Below are 21,015 nucleotides of genomic sequence, written 5' to 3' on the forward strand. Positions count from 1 at the left end.
AACTGTATCTACGGTATTTTCTGTATTACGTTAATAAATTATTGCGTTTATCTAAGCCCCAATTCAATTTATTTCGCAACGTAGATAAAAAGTTGACATGGTTAAGCTTTACCAGGCGGGCCACAAAGCTTTCGCGCCGTACGGCAAGCTGCACATGCATGTCAATGGGGATGGACCGGGAATCCAGAGAAGCTAGATAACTGCTGCTGCGGCCTTCCACTTCGAAGGAGATTACGCTTTTGTCTGATACGATCATGGGCCGCACATTAAGGTTATGCGGGCAGACGGGGGAAATAACAAAGTTGTTGGTTTGTGGCAGCACAAGCGGCCCCCCGCAACTAAGCGAATAGCCGGTAGACCCCGTAGGAGTAGCCACTACCAGGCCATCGGCCCAGTAAGAGTTAAGGTATTCGCCGTCGAGGTACGTATGCACCACAATCATGGACGAGGTGTCCCGTTTTTGCAGGCTAAACTCATTGAGGCCAAAATTAATGCCATCAAAGATTTCCTGGTCCGCATCTACCCGGATCAGCGCCCTGTCGTCCAGCGTATAATGGCCTTTGTAGAACGCATCGAGCGCTACCGGAATGCTGTCGAACGGAATGGTGGCCAGAAAGCCCAGACGCCCGGTGTTAATACCAAGTATAGGCAGCTCCTGGGCGCCCACATACGTCACCGTATCCAGCAGGGTACCGTCGCCGCCAATGCTGAGCACCACATCTACGCCCACCAGCTTATCGCCCCGGTTAAAGGTCTGAATGCCTGCCGGCAGGCTGATGGTGTTCCGCAGGTAAAGGTAAAAATGCTCTACCACGATCAGGTCAGCGCCGCGGTTGTGCAGCTCATCGAACAGGGACTGTATAAATGGAGCGATGTTGTCGCTGAAAGGCTTGCCAAGTATAGCTATCTTCATAAGTACTGATTGTGTTAGAACGGGAAACGCCCACCCAGGTAAAGGCCGCGGTCTCCTTCGCGGTTCACCGCATACTCCATCCGCAGCACCAGGTCGTAAAAAGTGACCACATGCAGGCCCAGGCCGCCGCCCACTAACAGGCGGTTGGTAAGCGGGTTGTGTTCCTCAAAGGCCTTATCCACCACATAGCCGGCATCTGTAAAGGCATTGAGGTATACGGCCAGCGGCAGACTGTTAATCTTCGGATTATCGATAAAGTTAAGCTTTATGCTTTTAATATCCACCAGCTGCCGCGACAAACCCTGTTTAAACAAACCGTAGTGCTGGCCGCCTACCACATAAAGCTGGTAGCCCCGCACCAGCGACCGGAAGCCAAGTGCCACATTATCGGCAAAGGCATACTGGCGGGCCAGCCGCAGTTGTCCCTCTGCCCCTACGGTATAAAATAGCTTATCGGCCAGGCGGGTATAATTGACATACTTGGCCCGCAGCGTAGTATAAGGCGTGCCGCTGTTGTGCAGGAAAAAAGTATGGCCAAGGGCTGCCTCAAAGTAGCTGCCCGATAACGGATAAGCAAACGTATTGCGTAGATTGATCACTTTAGAGAGCTCCAGCCGCAGGTATTGCCGCTCGTGCAGCCCTTTGCCATAGTATGCCGGGTTCAGGTGCGCCACCGAGTCAGAGATGTGCTCGGTACCATAGCCCAGGGTGAGGGCCTGCTGCCGCTGTACGCTTTGCCGCTGCAGCAGCGCCACAGCAAAAGAGGTACGCCGGATCGGCAAGCCTTCCTGCTGCTCGTAAAAAGCCTGTTTGTTTTGCCTGTTGGTATAGTTGATGGTGCGGCTGCGGTAATCAAAAGCGCCTACTTCCAGGCCCAGCCCCTTGCTGCGGCTGATATACGGCACACGGTATACCAGTTCCAGGCGGCGGTTAAAGCCCTGCTGCACCCGCAGGCGCACATCTTCGTTACGGCCCCTGAAATTGCGCCTGATCAGGTTTACGCCATAATCAATGCGGTGCCAGTCTTTCTTCTCCAGCCAGGCGTTAAAGTTGCGGTCGGCATAATCAAACACAGGGATGGGATAAAGGTAAAACCGCTCCTGCACCTGGTAGGTAACCTGCACCCGCCCCTCCTGGCAAGTATAGGTATAGGTGACGTGATGAAAAAGACGCAGGTTATAGAGGCGCTTCCGGTTGTCTTCCAGCAGGGGTTCCAGCGCAGCGGCTGCCACCGTATCGCCGGGGGCAAAGGTCAGCTCCTGCAGCAATACCTGGTCGCGGGTGGTTTCGTTGCCTTGCAGCGTTACGCCCGCCATCACAACGGCCGGCACCTGGCAGGGATCCGCTGCGGCGATGCGGCAGAGCAACAGCAACCCAATAAGCAAAACGGAACGCAGTTGCACCACGCGGCCTGGCAGGTTAAATATCTAGGTATTTTAAGAGCATGTCCAGCCGGTCGCGGCCCACATCGTAATTGCTGCCATCGTTAAACTGGGCTGTAATGCGGTATTCGAAGCGCTCGAGGGTGGCGATGATTCGGGTAAGGTCGCTGGCATTGAGCTTCAAGGTGAGCTTGATCTGGTATGGGTCCAGCTCGTCAGGCGATACATAGGCGCTGAGGATCTTGACGTTCTCCTCCTCAATGAGGCGGCTGATCTGGCTCAGTGAATAATCGCGCTCGGCCATCGACAGCACCAGAATGCTGCCTTGCCCCTGCAAAGCCGACATCTGGCCAAAGGCTGCTAGGGTATCGTTTATGGTGATGATGCCTATATAATCATGCTCTTCGTCGAGCACGGGCACTACCTGAATCTTGTTTTTGATGGCCGCCTCCATCACATCGTAAAAGTGCTGGTGCTGCTGCACATGCACGTCCTGGTACTCCAGCGGAATTTCTTTCAGCTGCTGTGCGCGGTCGCTCAGCTCGATCAGGCTCAGCTCGGTTGCCAGGCCCAGGTACTTGCGGTTGCTAACCACCGGCAGCTCGTTTACACGGAACTCATCCATCCAACGCAAAGCCTTCTCCACGGTATCATACAACTTCAGCGGCGGAATCATTTGGTTGATGAGTTCTTCTGCGATCATGTGACGTGTTCGGTTATAGGTGTTTTCTCTAGAAACTTCTCTAAGATACTGTTAAACTTCTCCGGATGTTCCATCATGGGCGCGTGCCCACAGTGGTCGATAAAGTATAACTCAGAGTTAGGCATCAGCCGGTTAAACTCATGCCCAACCAACGGCGGCGTTATGGTATCGTTCAGTCCCCATATTAACAACGTTGGTACCTGGATGTTTGTAATATCTTTGGCCATGTTGTGCCGCTGGGCGGATTTAGCAATGGCAATGATGCGCAGACACTTGGCGTTGCTGTTGGTGATGCCAAACACCTCGTCTACCAGTTCCTGGGTGGCGGTGTTCGGATCATAGAACGTATACCCTACACGTTCTTTTACATATTCATAGTTGCCTCGCTTCGGAAAAGATCCGCCCATGGAATCTTCAAACAGCCCGGAGCTTCCCGTTAACACCAGCCGTTTTACCTTGGCAGCATTTTTCAGGGTATACACCAGCGCCACGTGGCCGCCCAGCGAATTGCCCAGCAACGTGAGCCTGGACAGGTTCTTCAGGGCTACAAAATCTTCTACAAACGAGACCAGCCCCGGCACGCCGGCCTTGTGCAGGGCCATTTCATAGATCGGCATCAGGGGTATGATCACGCGGTATTTGCTTGAAAAATGATCTACTACACCGTTCCAGTTACTGAGCGCACCAAATAAGCCGTGCAGCAGCAACAATACATCACCTTCACCTTCGTCTATATATTGAAAATCGCCTTCTTGTTTTATCTGTAGATCCATTTGATATGAGAAGCTATGTAAAAGAATCGTAATTTAAAAGTAAACCGTACTTTACACTGCAATATTAGCAATACTAACCCAATTTCGGAGCATGTGCAACCCATAAGTGGTTAAGGCCGCCTCCGGGTGAAACTGCAGCGCATACAGCGGCAGTTCTCGGTGGCGGAAGGCCATCAGCTCCCCTTCCGGGGTATGTGCCAGCGCTTTAAGGCTTTCGGGCAGCTGCTGCAGCACCAATGAATGATAACGCACCACCGGCATCGTGGTTGGCAGGCCTTCAAAAATTGCATCTTTTTGGCAGCATATTTCTGATAGTTTACCGTGCATGGGCTTCAGCCCTTTCGCCAGCGTGGCCCCGAAGTACTGCCCCAGCGCCTGGTGCCCCAGGCAAATACCCAGCATAGGCACCTGCTGGTGGTAATGCTCGATCACGGCCATCAGGTTGCCTGCCTGTTGCGGTGCCCCGGGTCCCGGCGAGAGCACCACCGCTTTTACAGGCAAGCGGGTAATCTCGTGCAGCGGCACATCGTTGCGCACCACCGTGGCCGCTATTCCCAATTGCCCAAAGTAATCAACCAGGTTATAGGTAAAGGAATCAAAATTATCGAGCAGCAGAAGCAACTGTAAAAAGTTAGAGAGTTTGGGAGTTAGAGAGTTTAGGAGTTAAAGAGTTAGAGAGTTACTTACTGCGTCCTTACACTGTCAACTTTCTAACTCTTTAACGTTCTAACTTTCTAACTGCTAAAAGTTTTGTTTTAGCGAGAAGATGAGCGCTTTTACGAACGGGAGCACATAGCTCAGGATATCCAGGGCATAAGGCGTGGTTTTAAGCACCACCGGGTATACTACCGATGCATCGGCGGTCTCTTTTGAAATACTGATCCCCGCCAGGCTGGCCACATAAAGCAACAGGCTCAGGGCCACGCACCACTTCAGCGCGCCAAGTATGGCGCCCAGCACATTGTCGAACAAGCCGAAAGGGGTAAAGTCGATGACCTTTTTGAGCAGCAGCCCGACCAGGCGCACCAGCAGAATGATCCCGACAAATACGACCAGAAACGTGACGAACGGCAGCAGGCCATGCACATCGCCTATAAAACCTTCCATTACGGGCAGGGCCGTGTTCAGCAGCTTCAGGCCGCCAAGTATGGCCAGCACCAGCGCCACCAACGATACCAATTCCAGCAACAGCCCTTTTCTAAACCCCATAAAAGCACCGAAAGCGATCGGAATGGCCAGAAAAAAATCAAACGTACTCATGTATTTTAAGAAACCGGATGTAAGATGCAAGATACAAGACTTTTGCTTCTTACATCCGGTTATACTTTTTGCTTAAGGGTAAACCAGGGCAGCAGTTACTAAGCTGCTCCGGCTTGCAATAGTTGATGATATACTTTAAAAATCGGTATTGTTCAGCAGCGCGCCTACGGTCTGCGATATGGCACGGCCATCAGCCTGGCCGGCCAGCTCGCGCGAGGCGATACCCATCACTTTACCCAGGTCCGAAGGGCCGGTGGCGCCCACGCGCTGAATGATCTCGACCAGGCGCGCGCGAAGATCACCTTCGTCGAGCTGCTGGGGCAGAAATTCCTCGATTACAGCCAGCTCGGCCAGTTCCACTTCTTCCAGGTCGGTGCGGCCCTGGGCGGCATACAGTTCCGCTGATTCGCGCCGCTGCTTGGCCGCTTTGGTGAGCAGCTTTATTTCGGTGTCCTGCGAGAGGCCATCAGCACCGCCCTTTTCTGTTTCGGCCAGCAGTACCTGCGACTTTATACTTCGCAGGGCTTGCAGACGTGCTTTATCTTTGGCCAGCATGGCTTGTTTAATACCGGCGTCAACGCTTTCTTTTAATGTCATAGTTTCTGAATTGCTAGAAGTTTATGGTTTGAATGGCTGCCCGTTAGCCGGCAGCTACGGTAGTATACGCTGCCGGCGCCCGCGCTATTGTTTTACATCCTAACTAAAATTACACTAATTTAGTCATTTAGAAAGTAACGTATACCTACTTTATAGACACGTTAAACCTCACACCAATGACCAAACTGAGTGTAAATATAAACAAAATAGCCACGCTTCGGAACGCTCGGGGCGGCGACCGACCAAATGTAGTGCAAGCGGCGAAAGATTGCGAGCGCTTCGGCGCACAAGGTATTACGGTACATCCGCGCCCCGACCAGCGCCACATCCGCTACCGCGATGTATATGAGCTGAAAGAAGTCGTAACTACCGAATTCAACATTGAAGGGAATCCTACGCCGGAATTCATAAAGTTAGTCACCGAAATAAAGCCCGAGCAGGTAACGCTGGTGCCCGATGCCCCGGATGCCATCACTTCCAATGCCGGCTGGGACACCATCCACCACAAGGACTTCCTGACGCAGACCATCCTGGAGCTGAAATCCCACGGCATCCGCGTTTCTATTTTTGTAGACCCGGACGAAGGGTTGGTGGAAGGCGCTGCGCTGGTAGAAACTGACCGCATCGAGCTGTACACCGAAGCCTACGCAAAGGGCTATCACCAGAATAAAGAACAGGCTATTGCGCCCTACATCCGGGCAGTGAAGCGGGCGCAGGAGTTTGCCCTGGGTATAAACGCCGGCCACGACCTGGACCTGGACAACCTCAAGTACCTGAAAGACAGCCTGCCGCAGCTTGATGAGGTGAGCATTGGTCACGCCTTGATCTGCGATGCACTCTACTTTGGCCTGGAAAACACGATACAGCTATACCTGCGTCAACTTAAATAAATGGTACATACCATACGTATAGAGGAATTTTTGCAGCGGGCAGCACAACTGCCGGTGCTGGATGTACGTGCCCCCCAGGAGTATGCTGTGGGTCACATTCCGGCAGCGCATTCTTTCCCTATTTTTGATGACACCCAACGCGCCCTAATCGGCACGGCTTATAAGCAGCAGGGCCACGACCCGGCCGTGCTGCTTGGGCTGGATTCGTTTGGCCCGCGCATGGCCGGCTTTGTGAAAGAAGCCAAAAAGCTGGCCCGGAACAAGGAGTTGCTGGTGCACTGCTGGCGCGGCGGCATGCGCAGCGGGGCCATGGCCTGGCTACTCGACTTTGCAGGATTTAAAGTATACCTGCTGGAAGGCGGCTACAAAACCTACCGCCACCTGATGCAGCAGCAGTTTGCCAAACCCCGCAAGCTGCTTATACTTGGCGGCCTGACGGGCACCGGAAAAACAGACCTGCTGCCCTACCTGCAGGGACTGGGGCAGCAAACCATCGACCTGGAAGGACTGGCCAGCCACAAAGGCTCCGCTTTCGGGAGCATCGGCATGGCGCCGCAACCCAGCACCGAGCATTTCGAGAACCTGCTGGGCATGGCGCTGCTGCAACTGGACGAGCAACTGCCCCTGTGGCTGGAAGATGAAAGTATAACCATCGGGCGCGTGGTGATGCCCAAACCGCTGTACGACCAGATGCAGGCCTCGCCCACGATCGTGCTGCAGGTGCCACTAAAGCTGCGCATCCGGAAGCTGGCCGAAGAGTATTGCCACACCGACGAAGCGCTGCTTGCCACGTCCATCCTCAAAATAAAGAAACGCCTGGGCGGACTAGCTACCAACCAGGCCCTGGCTGCCATTGCCGAAGGCGATATGGAAAAGATGGTGGCGATCGCCCTCACCTATTACGACAAAGCCTATACTTTCGAAATAGTTAAAAAACAGCAGGTGCTCCCGCTTCCGCTACAACAATTAGACCCTGAAGAAAATGCGGCGCAAGTGCTGCAGTTCGCCAAACAACATAATTTACTATAACCATGGAAGAACCTCTTATCCAAGACATAAAATTAACCCAATACAGCCACGGCGCCGGCTGCGGCTGCAAAATATCGCCTAAAGTGCTGGATTCCATCCTGCACTCACATATCAGCTACCCCGAAGACAAAAACCTGCTGGTGGGCAACCATTCCCGCGACGACGCCGCCGTTTACGACATTGGCCAGGGCCGCGCGCTGATCAGTACCACCGATTTTTTTATGCCCATCGTGGATGATGCCTATGACTTTGGGCGCATTGCCTCGGCCAACGCCATTTCGGATGTGTATGCCATGGGCGGCACGCCGATGATGGCTATTGCCATACTTGGCTGGCCAATTGATAAGCTACCCCCCGAAGTAGCCCGACGCGTGATGGAAGGAAGTCGTAGCATCTGCCACGAAGCGGGCATTCCGCTGGCCGGCGGCCACAGCATCGACAGCCCCGAGCCGATTTTTGGGCTGGCAGTAACGGGTATGGTGGATATCAAAAATTTAAAGCAGAACGACACTGCCACTGCCGGCTGCGAGCTATACCTGACCAAGCCGCTGGGCGTGGGCATCCTGACTACCTCGCAGAAGAAAGCGATTCTGCAGCCGGAGCACGCGCACCTGGCGCCGCAGCAAATGATGCAACTGAACAAAATAGGCGCGGAACTGGGACAGCTGCCGCAGGTAAAAGCCATGACCGACGTGACCGGTTTCGGCTTGTTGGGCCACCTTTCCGAAATGTGTGAAGGCAGCAACCTGGCCGCGGAGGTATACTTCGATAAAGTACCCGTACTACCCGAAGCACGGACATACCTGGCGCAGAAAGCCATTCCGGGCGGTACGCACCGCAACTTCGACAGCTACGGCCACAAGATTGCTGCCCTCACGCCCGTCCAGAAGCACCTGCTCTGCGACCCGCAAACCAGCGGCGGCCTGCTGGTAGCCGTAGACCCGGCCGGTCGCGAGGCAGTGCTGGCGGTGTTTGCCAAGTATGGCTTGCAGTTGGAGCCGTTCGGTGTGCTGAAGGAGCGTGAAAACGGAGAGCAGCTGATAAAGGTGATGTGAGAATGTGGAGATGTGGGTGATTTGAAGATTTGGAGATTGGAAGATGTAGGGATGTGAGGATGTGGCGATTTGGAAATGAAAGTATGCAGACTAATACTTTCTCCATCTACCCCATCTGGCGCGGGTCCACGACCTAGGACTTGAGGAGACTTCACTGCGCCCATAGGACGGGAACTGCTAACCACGGAGTTATACTTGTACTGAAGTACTGTCGCTTCCGTTCTTTGCCGCAGCCATCCGTTTAAAGCCAGTGGCTTCAGTGAAGCTGGTGACTCCATCCATTAAAGACACGAGTTTGAAAACTCGCACCATGCTAAAGCCAGGTAAACATTACAAAGTATAAAATCACCTTCGCCATACTTACGTAAGGTAAACCTGATATTGTTAATTGATACAAGCATCAAGATATGAAACTACACTACAAGGAAATGGGCCATGGCCAGCCGCTGCTGATTTTGCACGGGCTGTTTGGCACATTGGATAACTGGCAGACGCTGGCAAAACGGCTTGCCGAACATTATAACGTATTTTTGGTGGACCTGCGCAACCATGGCCGCTCACCGCACTCCGAGGAGCATAACTACGAGGCCATGGCGGCTGATGTGTTGGAACTGGTAGATCACCTCAACATACCTACCCCAGCTATCATGGGCCACTCGATGGGTGGCAAAGTAGCCATGACCTATGCGCTTCGGTACCCTACCCGCCTGACCAAGCTGATCGTGGTGGATATCGCTCCCAAAGCTTACCCGCCGCATCACGATGAGATCATTGATGCGTTGCAGTCGGTGGACCTGGGCACTGTAACCAGTCGTAGCGAAGTGGATGCGCAGCTGGCCAAAACCATCAAGGAAGAGGCCGTGCGCCAGTTCCTGATGAAGAATCTGTACCGCAAAGAGGACAGCACATTTGGCTGGCGTATGAACCTGGATGCTATCGAAAGAAATTATGCACAGGTGGCTGCCGCGGTCACATCGGATGTGCCTTTCAAGAAAAGCACTTTATTTATAAAAGGCGGCAGGTCCGGCTACATCAAACCCGAAGACCTGTTTGGCTCTATCGAGCACCTGTTTACGCTCGTGGAGATCGAAACCATACCCGAGGCGGGCCACTGGGTACATGCCGAGGCGCCCGATAAAGTATACGAGCTGGTAAGCACTTTTCTGGCGCACTAAGTATAAGTATAACTGATTAGCGTTTAACGCTGTTTCGTATTCAGGCCACGTGAAAGGCCAAAAAGCTGCCGCCGCTAGTATAGTGCCGGCAGCTTTTTGTTTATACCTGCGTTATACTTCATACTTTTGCATTTATGAAACAGACCGGCACTTTATACCTCATTCCTACTATACTGGCAGAAGAAACAGCTGATCAGGTTATCTCACCGCAGGTAAAGGAAACCGTGCGCCATCTGACCTATTTTATTGTGGAAAACCTACGCACGGCGCGCCGCTTTGTGAAAAGCATTTGCCCGGAGCTGGTGATCGAGCAGCTTACGTTTGTGCAGGTAGACAAAGACACGCCCGCTGCCCAGGTGCAGGCCTCGCTTAAGCCGCTGCTGGAAAAAGGCAAAGATGCCGGCATTATCTCTGAAGCGGGCTGCCCCGGTGTGGCCGACCCTGGGGCCGAGGTGGTAAAGTATGCACACCAGAAAGGAATCAGGGTAGTGCCTTTTGCCGGTCCTTCGGCCATACTGCTGAGTTTGATGGCCAGCGGCTTTAACGGGCAGCAGTTCTGCTTTCACGGGTACCTGCCCATCGAACGTGGCCCCCGCGTGCAGGCGCTGCGCCAGCTGGAGAAAGAAATGCAGCAGCAAAGCCGCACACAGATCTTTATGGAAACGCCTTACCGCAACAACAAGCTGCTCGAAGATTTGCTGGCCACGCTGCACCCGGACACAAAGCTTTGCATTGCCGCCAACATCACCTCGCCCGAGCACGAGTTTATCCAGACCAAAACCATACAGCAATGGCGCGGCAAACTACCTGATATCCATAAACAGCCCGCCGTATTTTTAATCTATAAGTAAATATCCAATATCAAACAGCGAAAGCCGCAGCTATACTTATAGTTGCGGCTTTTCTTTGTTTGATGCTAAAAGAAAAGGCCCCCGCAAACCGGGGGCCTTTTCGCTATGAAGAAAAATACTACTACCTATTAAAATCTTTCACTTTAATCTTTCCGGCTATTAACAACCGCTACTTGTTCACCGCAGTCGGCTCGTACAAATCAGGTAGCGGGTTTGGCGTATTTGGGTTGGAGTTCACCTCATCCTGTGGATACAGGAAACGCTCCGGCAATTTGCTGGCCGTTCCTTTAACCGGAATACCAAGCAGGTTATCCGTTCTTCTGGCGTCGTTGAAAGCTTCTATATTACCAATAAATGTTACGTAACGTTCCTCCAGAATTTCGGTTAACAGAGCATCTTTAGCCGCAAGCGAACCATTGTTTTCTATACCACCGATGGCAAAGTCAGTAATCAGGTATGGCTGATATGCCCCCTCTCCAAACTGCTCATTGAGTTTGCTTCTGTGGGCGTTTAGTGCCTCGATTGCACCCGCTAAGTTATCCTGTCTGGCACGAGCCTCTGCAAGGATAAGCTGCGTTTCTGCATAAGTCACCATCGGGAAGCCCATGTTATAACCAAAAGCTGCTTCATCCGCATAATTAAGGTCATAAGCGCCTGCCTCGCCAGTATAGTAATAGTTGAAACGAGCTGACTCATCCGTTTTTGCGTTATTACGGTTTTGAGCAAACGCCCCTTCCTGAGCCGGGTCGATCAACATCGGAGCAAATGCATTTTCGGCCGTCATATACCCCACCCGCTCAGACTGCCCGAACGAATAGTAAACATTCAGACTGTAATAAGCTTCACCATGCGGAGTTACCATGTTTCCTTCAGGAGAAGCTATACCTTTTAAGGCTGCTTCTTCTGCCTTCGCATAGTCGCCGGTATGCATGTAATAGCGCGCTTTTAAAGTATAAGCAACCCGGGCCCACTGCTGTGCCCCCCCTGTATAGTAAAGGTCCTTTTCTCCTTTAAGTATACCTTTGTTCAGCTCAAGGTTTGCAACGGCGGAGTCCAGGAGTACCTGCAGGTCGGCATATACTTCCTCCTGCGGATCAAAAGCAGGAGTTTCTGATACTGTTACCTCTGAAAACGGTACATCCCCAAACAAAGCGGCAGCCGTACCGGCAGCATGCGCTTCCAGCACTTGCGCCACCCCTTCGACTTTCGGATTTAACTCTGCTTTCGCTTTTTTCTTAGCTAAACGAGCCTGCGTAATGGTACCGTAATACATGGTAGACCACGGGCTGTCAAAATCACCGGCAGTAACCAGGTACTGGTTCAAGTTCACGTACTGTCTGTCAACACCGGTAAACTGGTTCGTCCACATACCGGCCATACGCGCCATTTCACCTTCATGAAGCAGTGCATCGGCAAGCATCACCCCCTGGATCATGTTGTTTACATCAACAGATTTCCCGCTGGGGTTATTTGGATCTTCCTCTAAATCATCCACAAAGCTCTTGCATCCCATCACAGACACGGCCAGAGAGAAGATGGAAATATATCTAAATATCTTTTTCATAAATGTCTTTAATTGATGTATTAGAAATTAAGCCTGATCGATGCCAGGAACGACTTTGTACCCGGGTTGTTGAAGTACTCCAGACCGCGGCCATTACCCGTACCGGTCAGGTTGGTTTCGGGGTCTACGCCTTTAAACTCTTTAGACCAGATGGCCAGGTTACGGCCAGTCAAAGAGAACTGCACAGATTGCAGCTTGGTGAAGTTTCTGAAGCCTTCGCTGTTCAGGGTATAAGAAAGGGTCATTTCTCTGATGCGGGACCAGGAGGCATCCTGGATAAACTGTTCCCCATTAGCGGCAAAGCCACCACCAATAGATGTAAAGTAACTCTGATCCAGTGCTACCGGCCCTCCTCCAAAATCATCTATTTTGCCACGGAACGTATAGCTACCATCAGCATTAGGCGTGTATACATCAGACACTAAGCTGCCACCATATAAGTAGGTAGCGCCAGCATCCTGTGCAGATAAGGTAGTCTCAACATCGGTGTAGGCGGAAGTACCAAAGTTGCGCAGCACGCCCTCTGTACCTGCCCAGATATCACCTCCCTGCGAGAACTCAAACAAGGTATAGAAGCTAAACCCTTTGTAGTTCAATCTTGTGTTCAGGCCTCCTCTCCAGTCCGGGTTCGGATCACCAATCACACCTTCGGTAGCAGCCGTAAGCGGGAAGCCGAACTCATCGGTAGCGATGCTGCCATCTTCGTTGCGCTCGTATCTGCCGCCCCACAACACACCTACCGGCTGGCCTTCAACAGCTCTGGAAGACACACCGGTAAAACCAGCAAGGAACAGGGACTCCACTCCTCTCAAGTCTGTTACCTCGTTTCGGTTTCTGGACCAGTTACCACCGATGTTCCAGGAAAAGTCTTCTGATTTTAAAACAATGCCATTAAAATCTAATTCGACACCTCTGTTCTCCAGCGTCGCTGCATTGGCAGTTTTGAACAAGTAACCAGAAGAAGGAGAAACAGGGAGGTTAAAGATGGCATCTACTGTCTCATTTTTGTAATAAGTGGCACTCAGGGTCAAGCGGTCAGCGAAGAAGCGTAGATCGGTACCAAATTCCAGTTCTTTCTTACGCTCCGGCTTAAGTTCGGGGTTGCCTTGCACATCATTTCTGATAAATGCACCTGCATAGGCATTGGCATCCAAACCAGGTCCCCAGCTCTCACCAAAGAAAGCAGGCACCCAGTCGTCTGTGGTCAGGTACGGGCCGGGCTCCACACCCACTTCACCATAGCCGGCACGTAATTTACCAAAGCTCAGGAACTTACTGTCTGCAAAAGGGGCAAGTTTGCTGAACTGGAAGGCAACATCAGCAGAAGGGTAGAAAAATGCGCTTTTTGCCTGTGAACCAAACGTAGAAGCCGCTTCCAGTCTGCCCGATGCATTCAGGTATAACATGTCATTAAATCCAAATGTAGCGGTGGCATAACCGGCAGAGTTACGGCGGGTAGATTCAAAATCGAATGGTGTTGTATTCTCGTTTGTGGCATTAGAGAAGTTACTGATGTCCTGCCCCAGAATAAAGTTACGGTATGTACCACCAACTTCATTGTACGTACGCTGGTTCAGGTTCATACCTAGCAGGAAAGATCCGGTGAATTTTTCACCAAATGAATGGTTGGCACGCGCAATGAAGTCTGCATTCAACTGCGTCTCAGCAATGGTTTGCTCTGTGCCCAATCCGTTACCTGCGTTTTCTGCAGAGTTAACCGGGAAGAAAGTTAAACGCTGGTCAGTGTAATGGTCAGCACCTGCGCGGGCAATAAAGTTAAGCCAGGTGGAAGGCTCATAGTTCAACTCAAATGAACCTAACACACGGTCAACATCACTTGTGTTATGCTGCTCATTAATTGTCCAGAGCGGGTTGTTATAAACCGGATTTGCATAGGTATCCGTTCCTTGTCCGAGATATCTTCTGTAGGAGCGATGTCTACCTAAAAAAGCATCCCCATTCGCGCTAAAGTAGGTACCCTTGTAGTCTCTGATATCGAAGTCCGGTGCATTGCGCAGGTAACCTAAGTATAAACCAGAAGTGTTTGACCCCTGCTGTATTCGATTAGAGCCAATTTTGGAGTAGGTAACGTTACCACTTGCCTTAAATGTTGGGGCAAGTCTTTTCTCAGCATTGATACGGGCAGTTGTTCTGCGGTAGTCGCTGTTATTGCGGATAATACCTTCCTGGTTCAGATCAGAAATACTGGCAAAGAAGTTGCCGTCTTGGTCTCCACCACTGAAGCTAAGGTTCTGCTCAAAGAAGTGTCCGTCCTGAAATACAGCATCGAAGTTCTCGTCCAGATAAGAAGAGCGATCGTTTCTTTGTGTGATAGGGTAATACTCCGTACCGTCCTGTGCCACAAATTTTTGGCCTGTCATGTCCACTACGTCAGCACCTCCGGCTCTGTTAGCGATCTTGTCGCCGAAAGAGTACGCTGACGTTGGGGAATATGCCCCTCCGAATCCCTGTCCGTAAGTGTCCTGCAGGTCATGCGTGTAGCTGATCTTATCAAGGGAGTAGGTCGCATCATACCCGATATTGATCTTGCCTTTACCGGAGGCCCCTTTTTTAGTAGTGATTACCATCACACCATTAGCCGCACGCGATCCCCAGAGAGCCGCGGCAGATGCTCCTTTCAGGATCTGAACAGAAGCAATATCGTTCGGGTTGATATCATTCAAGCGAGACTGCTGCACAACACCTCCAACGCCTGAGCCTAGCGAGCTGTTGCTTACTGGTACACCGTCGATGATAACCAGTGGTTGCACAGAGTTTGTAATGGTACTTTGGCCGCGAATCTGAATGTAAGCAGCGGCACCCGGGTCACCGGATGATCTTGTGATCTGAACACCGGAAGCTTTACCAGACAGACCGGTTACAGCACTTGTTTCACCTGATTGTGCCACGCGAGCGCCAGATACCTGGCTGGTAGAGGAACCAACCTTGTCTTTGTCCTCTTTAAAGCCCAGTGCTGTTACCACTACTTCCTCCAGTTGCTGGTTATCCAGCGGTAACGCTACATTTATAACGGAGCGTGTACCAACTGCCTGCTCTATGGTGGTATACCCGATAAAGCGGAACACCAGCGTGGTACTGTTTTCCGGCGCGTTAACAGTATACGTACCATCTGCCCCGGTCGCAGTACCTACTGTAGTGCCTTTGACCAAGACTGTAACACCCGGCAAAGGCTGGTTAGAGGTCGCATCGATCACCTTACCGGTGATAGTCCTTACCTGCGCAACGGCCTCATTAATCAAGGCCGTGAGCAGCAAGAAACTTAGCATTAAAAGTTTTTTCATTTAGCTGTTTGTTTAAGGTAAGCTTTGTTTGAGATGAGTAAGAGTAAAATGCCCGGCTTCTCGCTGCCGTTCAGGGGAGCAAATTTTTTGGCTTAATTTTGATGTATAAACATCTGCGTGTGCCTTTAGAAAGTATTCTATAGGCAACAAGCGTCCTGCCTCAGCTACTATGTTTGAAGAACCTAGAGATAATGCCCCTACAAAAGGCAATAAAATGTACAAGGCCATAAAGCATAATGCTTACAGGCATTCCCATTCAAATCATATCAGAAATATAGATGAGGTGGCTTTCAGGTTTATAGTAAGCCAGTTGCTGCTTTAGCAGTATTCCTTGGAAAGGATAAATAGTAATGGTTTTGCCATGTATTAGTTATTTAAGGTGAGATAGTTCTCTAATATATAATATATTTCTGATTTTTAAAACATTACACTTTCATATACTTTCTTTTTCCCACTCTCCTAGACACTTTACAGGCTTTCTGTACTTTATAACTTATCCGCAGGAACAACTTTATTTCTTACAAAAGAAAAGGCCCCCGGAAACCGGGGGCCTTTATCCAATGAAGAAGACTACTACCTAGTATTCTTGTTTATCTACTTTAATTAACCAATTACTTTGTAAGGTCTAGCAACAGGACAGACTATTCAACATCCCACCAAACTCTGGCGGTGTTGTTATCTGTTGCTGGCGCTAAGCCCGCTACTCCGGACTGATAAGCGCCTCCGTTCAAGGTAGCTTCCTCTACCGGGTACAGGTATCTTCTTGGTATCTGGCCGGCATTCTGATAGTCAGCGGCAGGCTTCAGGGTCGGAATACCGGTTCTTCTCCACTCGGCCCAGGCATCAAAGCCCATTCCGAACAAGCTTACCCATTTTTCTTCCGCTATTACCTGTCCGATTCCTACTGTAGTAGCATCGGCAACTCTTTTAGCTGCGTAAGCAGCCGCTTTGTCGGCAATTGCCACTTCGTAATGTGCCTCTAAGGTTGCAAAAGATGCTTCAATACCTTTTGTCAGCATCACTTTCGCATCTTCCGTTGTCCAACCCATGGCAGCAGCGTCGGCTCTGTTCAGGTAAGTATAAGAGGCAGTCATCAATGGCAGTGTGGAGGTGTTATTCCAGTAGTTCTTGGTAGAAACCTGGTTTTTACCGGAACCGGAGCCATTTCTGAAGCCATAAGGAACACCTTCTAGTGTAGCAGATTTAGCATACACATTGATACGCGCATCCGGCGTAGTATTGGAGGTTGGGTTATACGAAGTGGCCTTCGGATCACCTTGCATGGCATCAACAAATTCTGCAGTCAGGAAGTAGTCACGCGTTCTGTTCGCATTCCAGGGGTTTGTAAAACCTACCTGATCTTCGAAACGGAACCAAGCCTCTTCGGCCACATCATCAATTACACCGTTCGCATCAGCTAAGGCGCTGTTGAACTCTGTAGCTGCATAGCCAGAAGGTTCAGGGTAACGCTTGGACAGTTGTAGCGACATTTGCAACAGAACCGAGTTAGCCAGTTGCTTCCACTTCGTTACATCCCCATTATAAAGAATGTCACCTGTAGGAAGCGCATTTCCTGCATCCAGCATATCGCGGCCTGCTTTCAGTTCCTCGATCAGCGTCTTATAGATATCCTCCTGCTTGTCGTAAGCAGGTGAGATACCTTCCAAACCCTGGAAAGCCTGCGAATACGGTGCATCGCCCCAAGTATCGGTTACGCGCTTCATGGCAATGGCTTTGAAGATCATGGCCACTCCGATCTGGTTGTTTGGTGCGCCCTGCGCGTTCAGTTCAGCGCCCTGGTTGGCTTCGTCCTGATTATACTTGATAACCTGGTCCAAAGGAGCCATCACATTGATGTAGTAAGTATACCACGAAGAGGGAGCTTCTGAGTAAAGCATTTCGTCGGTATACGTTACCTGCGCCTGGTACTGCACAGCCAGCGTTGGCCGCATCAAACCGTCTCTTCCCGTTATGTTAGAGAACGACATGATCGCACTCGACAACAAGCCCGCAGGAGAAGGTTTTGTAGCCCCGTTCCGGTTCGCGTTGATATCATCGAAATCTACGGTTTCGCAGGCAACAAGACTTTGCACCAGCAAAACGCTTAGTAGTACATATAGTATCTTTTTCATTATTCTTTAATTAAAAAGTAAGCTTAACATTTACGCCGTAGCTCTTGGTACCTGGCAACTGGCCGTTCTCGCCAAAAGTATGCGACATTTCAGAGGGGTCCCAACGGTGTCTGTTATCACCGGATACCGCCATCAGCCACAGGTTTCTACCTACTACGCCTATCGTTGCGCCTTTCAGATACTTGTTGTTGATGAGTTTAGAAACATCATAAGACAAGCTCACATCACGCAACTTCAGGTAGCTGGCGTCATGGATGAATGGCTCTGCTAATCTGTTACCGTAGAACTGAGTGAAGTAATCGTATCCTTCTACATAAGTATCTACTGCTTCGCCGTTCTCATCAACACCTACCACATGCACACCACCGCCATCGGCAACAGCATCACGCACATTGTTTCCTTTGTCGTTCAGGTCAGCAGTCTCTTCTAAAAGGCCGGAAGACTCGCCCCACATTTCTGTCAGGGAGAAGAACTTGCCACCTTTCTGGAAGTCGAAAGCAGCTGTTAAAGTTGCGCCTTTGTAGCTGAATCTGTTCAGGAAGCCACCTGTAAAGTCTGGCAGCACGCTACCGAAATACGTGTTTACCTGTGTCTGGTACAATCCGTTTGGCTGCAGAATTTTGTTACCGTTCTCATCTCGTGCAAAACCGGTTCCTCTCAGCTGGCCCCATTCATTTCCTAACTCATGAATAACAGTGGCAAAGCCATAGGCATCCGATCCGCCTGGGGCAGTGATCGCCTTCAGGTCGCCAGGAAGCGCCTCAACAGTGGTATTATTTTTCGCAAAGTTGATAGCAGCATTCCAGTTAAAGCCATCCTCCGAGCGGAAGATGTCACCATCCAGCGCAACTTCAACACCTTTTCTGGATGACTCGCCCGCGTTGGTCAGGTATTGGTCGTAACCGGAAGCCCGGGAGATACTTACCGGAATGATCTCATTCTTTCGGCTTTCGTCGTAGTACGTCAAGCTCAGGCCAATTCTGTTGTCGATAAACTTCAGATCCACACCCGCTTCAACAGACGTGTTCTTGGATGGCACAATGTTCGGGTCAACCAGAATAGTCGGACGATACATCAGCACTCTGGTCCCCTCAAATGGCTTAGCCGCGATCGGGAAGATCGGGTTGATACGAAGGGCATCCACATCGTTACCAACCTGGGCCCAACCGGCTCTCAGTTTACCAAAAGAAAGGATGTTATGGTTGTCGATCAGCTCAGTGAAGATAAAGCTGGTACCGATGGATGGGTAACCATAACCGTTCTTATCAGCTGGCAGAGCCGAGCTCCAGTCTTTTCTGTAGCTCGCATCTACATAAAGCATGTCTCTGAAGCCAAGCGATACGTTACCATAAAGGCTTCGTACTTCTTTGTTATACATGTAAGTAGAAGGCGTTGGCACCTGGCCGGCGTTAGAGAAGTCATACAGGTCCGGAATAATAAGGCCTCCTGTTTTTGCGCCAGGGTTCATCTCTGCAGACAGCACTTTGTAATCGTTCTTTCTGATGTTGCCACCTACAAAAGCAGTCACATCAAATTCGCCGAATTCATTCTGGTACTTCAACACAGAACTGAAGTTATTCTCCGCCTGCGATCTGTTGTATTTACCAAAACTGTTAGACCAGGCGTTGTACAGCTCTGGCGCCGCAGAGTTGGAAAGAAAGAACGGAAGTTGGAAACTATATCTGTATTCTGTCTGGTTTCTGGAACCGGTAACAGACAGATCCCAATGATCGTCGAACTGGTAGGTAGCCGTTAAGTTACCGGACAGGTTATTGTTCGTTCTGGTTTGTTGATACTGATCCATGAACGTATAAGGGTTGAACCAGAAAGCTGGTTTATAGTACCCTTCTGTAGAAAGCAATCCGTAAGCAGTATAGTAATCAGGTCCCCACCAGTTCCAGGAGGTCGAGTAACCGTCCGGTGTGGTCAGGTTCTTTAACTCTCTTAATTTATCCGAGTCAACGTTACGGCCAAACCAGGAGTTGAATGAACCGGATGTCTGGTTGCCATAATCGTCGTCATAATCACCTGTGATCTCAGAGGTAGTAAAGCGAATGTTAGAAGAAACTTTCAGCTTCTGAGTAGCATTAAACTCAAAGTTCGTGTTGATAAAATGCTTTGTTAAATCTGTAGAAGGCGTAATACCGTCCTGCTGCAGGTTTGTATAAGCTAAACGGGCGTTAAACTTCTCGCCGCCACCACTAATAGAGATGCCGTTCTTTTTGGTCAGGCCTGTGTTGTAGAAGTTCTTAATGTTATCAGGCTGCGCCTCATACTTAACAGTTTTTCCAAAATAAGGGTTTGGGTTTTCAGCTGTTCCCGGCCACCAGGCATACCAAGGCACATAATCCTGTCCGTCAAATTTAGGGCCCCAGCTTTCGTCTGCGTAGTTGTTATCCCACAGAACATATCGCGCTCCATCAAAAACACTCCATTCAGATGGATAAGGTATAGCTGGTTCATCAGGATCATATACTGCACCTGCATTAAAATCAAAAGTTCCGAAAGAGCCTTCTCCTTCATATCCCTGTCCGTACAGGTTCTGATATTTTGGCAGGTAAGCTACTTTGTCCCAGGTAGTTGCATTGGTAAGCTCTACAGAAAGGGCGCCAGTACCTTTTTTGGTGGTAATTACGACCACACCGGCTTCTGCACGCTGGCCGTAAAGCGAAGTTGCGTTCGGGCCTTTGAGCACGTTCACCGACTCCACGTTGTTCATGTCAATGTCGTTCGGGTCAGCGGTTGGCACACCATCCACTACATACAGCGGGTCAGCATCGCTGGTAAGCGAGATAGCACCTCTAATACGGATCTTGCCAAATTCGCCCAGCTTGGAGCCGGCCTGGCCATTGATCTGAACACCCGCCACTTTACCGGCAAGGGCATTCTTGATGTTGGCATCCTGGGTGATGTTCAGGTCAGACGCCTTTACCTCCTGCGTAGCATAAGTAATGGTTCTGGCTTCGCGCTTTACGCCCAAGGCTGTTACCACAACCTCTTCCAGTTGCTTGGAGTCCAGTGGCAGCGCTACGTTAACGTTTGTCTGATTGCCAATAGCCCGCTCAGTAGTAGTATAACCGATAAAACGGAATACCAGCGTGGTACTATTTTCCGGCGCGTTAACAGAATATGTACCGTCAGCCCCGGTGGCAGTACCCACCGTAGTTCCTTTTACCAGTACCGTTACCCCGGGCAACGGTTGACTTGTGGAAGCATCCGTCACCTTACCGGTGATGGTTCTTACTTGTGCCATGGCCTGCTGCAGCAGGGCGGTCACCAGCAAGAAGCATAATAATAGAATTTTCTTCATTGTGCTGTTTGTTTAAGGTAAGTGTTAAGGTTATTAAAACACAGGCAGCCAAAGGCTACCTTGTTGGCAAAGCATGTGA

The 21,015-nt window shown here is 50.5% G+C and carries 17 protein-coding genes; 5 read left to right on the forward strand and 12 right to left on the reverse strand.

Annotated elements, in window-relative coordinates; genetic code table 11:
* Positions 1-25 precede the first annotated feature (25 nt).
* The 7 genes from LWL52_RS20105 to LWL52_RS20135 form a co-directional block, all read right to left on the reverse strand.
* Positions 26-913, reverse strand: a complete 888-nt coding sequence (locus tag LWL52_RS20105; RefSeq protein ID WP_242923744.1) for an NAD kinase — start codon at positions 911-913, stop codon at positions 26-28.
* Between the two features lie 14 nt (positions 914-927).
* Positions 928-2,319 carry a BamA/TamA family outer membrane protein gene (locus LWL52_RS20110; RefSeq protein ID WP_242923745.1) on the reverse strand — a complete coding sequence of 464 codons (1,392 nt, stop codon included), beginning with the start codon at positions 2,317-2,319 and terminating at the stop codon, positions 928-930.
* Positions 2,320-2,332: 13 nt separating this feature from the next.
* Positions 2,333-2,998 (reverse strand): CBS domain-containing protein, encoded by a 666-nt coding sequence (locus LWL52_RS20115; protein WP_242923746.1) that lies wholly within the window; start codon positions 2,996-2,998, stop codon positions 2,333-2,335.
* A complete protein-coding gene (locus tag LWL52_RS20120) occupies positions 2,995-3,771 on the reverse strand; it encodes an alpha/beta fold hydrolase (protein ID WP_242923747.1) in 777 nt (258 codons plus the stop codon). The genes LWL52_RS20115 and LWL52_RS20120 overlap by 4 nt, the downstream gene beginning before the upstream one ends.
* Positions 3,772-3,822: 51 nt before the next feature.
* Entirely contained in the window at positions 3,823-4,392 is a 570-nt protein-coding gene (locus LWL52_RS20125) for an anthranilate synthase component II (protein ID WP_242923748.1), read from the reverse strand.
* Between the two features lie 120 nt (positions 4,393-4,512).
* Positions 4,513-5,031: a CvpA family protein gene (locus LWL52_RS20130; protein ID WP_242923749.1), complete on the reverse strand. Its 519-nt coding sequence runs from the start codon at positions 5,029-5,031 to the stop codon at positions 4,513-4,515.
* A gap of 135 nt (positions 5,032-5,166) precedes the next feature.
* Positions 5,167-5,628 (reverse strand): GatB/YqeY domain-containing protein, encoded by a 462-nt coding sequence (locus LWL52_RS20135; RefSeq protein WP_242923750.1) that lies wholly within the window; start codon positions 5,626-5,628, stop codon positions 5,167-5,169.
* Between the two features lie 176 nt (positions 5,629-5,804).
* On the opposite strand from LWL52_RS20135, the gene LWL52_RS20140 reads away from it, so the two are divergent.
* From LWL52_RS20140 to LWL52_RS20160, 5 genes are all read left to right on the forward strand, one after another.
* A complete protein-coding gene (locus LWL52_RS20140; protein WP_242923751.1) occupies positions 5,805-6,518 on the forward strand; it encodes a pyridoxine 5'-phosphate synthase in 714 nt (237 codons plus the stop codon).
* The gene (gene mnmH, locus LWL52_RS20145) at positions 6,519-7,547 is read left to right on the forward strand and encodes a tRNA 2-selenouridine(34) synthase MnmH (RefSeq protein WP_242923752.1); all 1,029 of its coding nucleotides are present in this window, start codon (positions 6,519-6,521) and stop codon (positions 7,545-7,547) included.
* Between the two features lie 2 nt (positions 7,548-7,549).
* Positions 7,550-8,602 (forward strand): selenide, water dikinase SelD, encoded by a 1,053-nt coding sequence (selD, locus tag LWL52_RS20150; protein ID WP_242923753.1) that lies wholly within the window; start codon positions 7,550-7,552, stop codon positions 8,600-8,602.
* A gap of 407 nt (positions 8,603-9,009) precedes the next feature.
* Entirely contained in the window at positions 9,010-9,777 is a 768-nt protein-coding gene (locus LWL52_RS20155) for an alpha/beta fold hydrolase (RefSeq protein WP_242923754.1), read from the forward strand.
* Between the two features lie 134 nt (positions 9,778-9,911).
* A complete protein-coding gene (locus LWL52_RS20160) occupies positions 9,912-10,628 on the forward strand; it encodes an SAM-dependent methyltransferase (RefSeq protein WP_242923755.1) in 717 nt (238 codons plus the stop codon).
* A 169-nt stretch (positions 10,629-10,797) separates the two neighbouring features.
* Here the strand turns inward: LWL52_RS20160 and LWL52_RS20165 are convergent, their stop codons facing one another.
* The 5 genes from LWL52_RS20165 to LWL52_RS20185 all read right to left on the reverse strand — a co-directional run bounded on the left by LWL52_RS20165 (position 10,798) and on the right by LWL52_RS20185 (position 20,936).
* Positions 10,798-12,192 carry a SusD/RagB family nutrient-binding outer membrane lipoprotein gene (locus LWL52_RS20165; protein WP_242923756.1) on the reverse strand — a complete coding sequence of 465 codons (1,395 nt, stop codon included), beginning with the start codon at positions 12,190-12,192 and terminating at the stop codon, positions 10,798-10,800.
* Positions 12,193-12,212: 20 nt separating this feature from the next.
* A complete protein-coding gene (locus LWL52_RS20170) occupies positions 12,213-15,494 on the reverse strand; it encodes a SusC/RagA family TonB-linked outer membrane protein (protein WP_242923757.1) in 3,282 nt (1,093 codons plus the stop codon).
* A 12-nt stretch (positions 15,495-15,506) separates the two neighbouring features.
* Positions 15,507-15,722, reverse strand: a complete 216-nt coding sequence (locus LWL52_RS20175; RefSeq protein ID WP_242923758.1) for a hypothetical protein — start codon at positions 15,720-15,722, stop codon at positions 15,507-15,509.
* 413 nt (positions 15,723-16,135) lie between these two features.
* Complete coding sequence (locus LWL52_RS20180) at positions 16,136-17,626, reverse strand: SusD/RagB family nutrient-binding outer membrane lipoprotein (RefSeq protein ID WP_242923759.1); 1,491 nt, start codon at positions 17,624-17,626, stop codon at positions 16,136-16,138.
* A gap of 10 nt (positions 17,627-17,636) precedes the next feature.
* On the reverse strand, positions 17,637-20,936 hold the full coding sequence (locus tag LWL52_RS20185; RefSeq protein WP_242923760.1) for a SusC/RagA family TonB-linked outer membrane protein: 3,300 nt from the start codon (positions 20,934-20,936) through the stop codon (positions 17,637-17,639).
* Between the last annotated feature and the right edge of the window lie 79 nt (positions 20,937-21,015).

The sequence above is a fragment of the Pontibacter liquoris genome (assembly GCF_022758235.1).
Classification (GTDB): Bacteria; Bacteroidota; Bacteroidia; order Cytophagales; family Hymenobacteraceae; genus Pontibacter; species Pontibacter liquoris.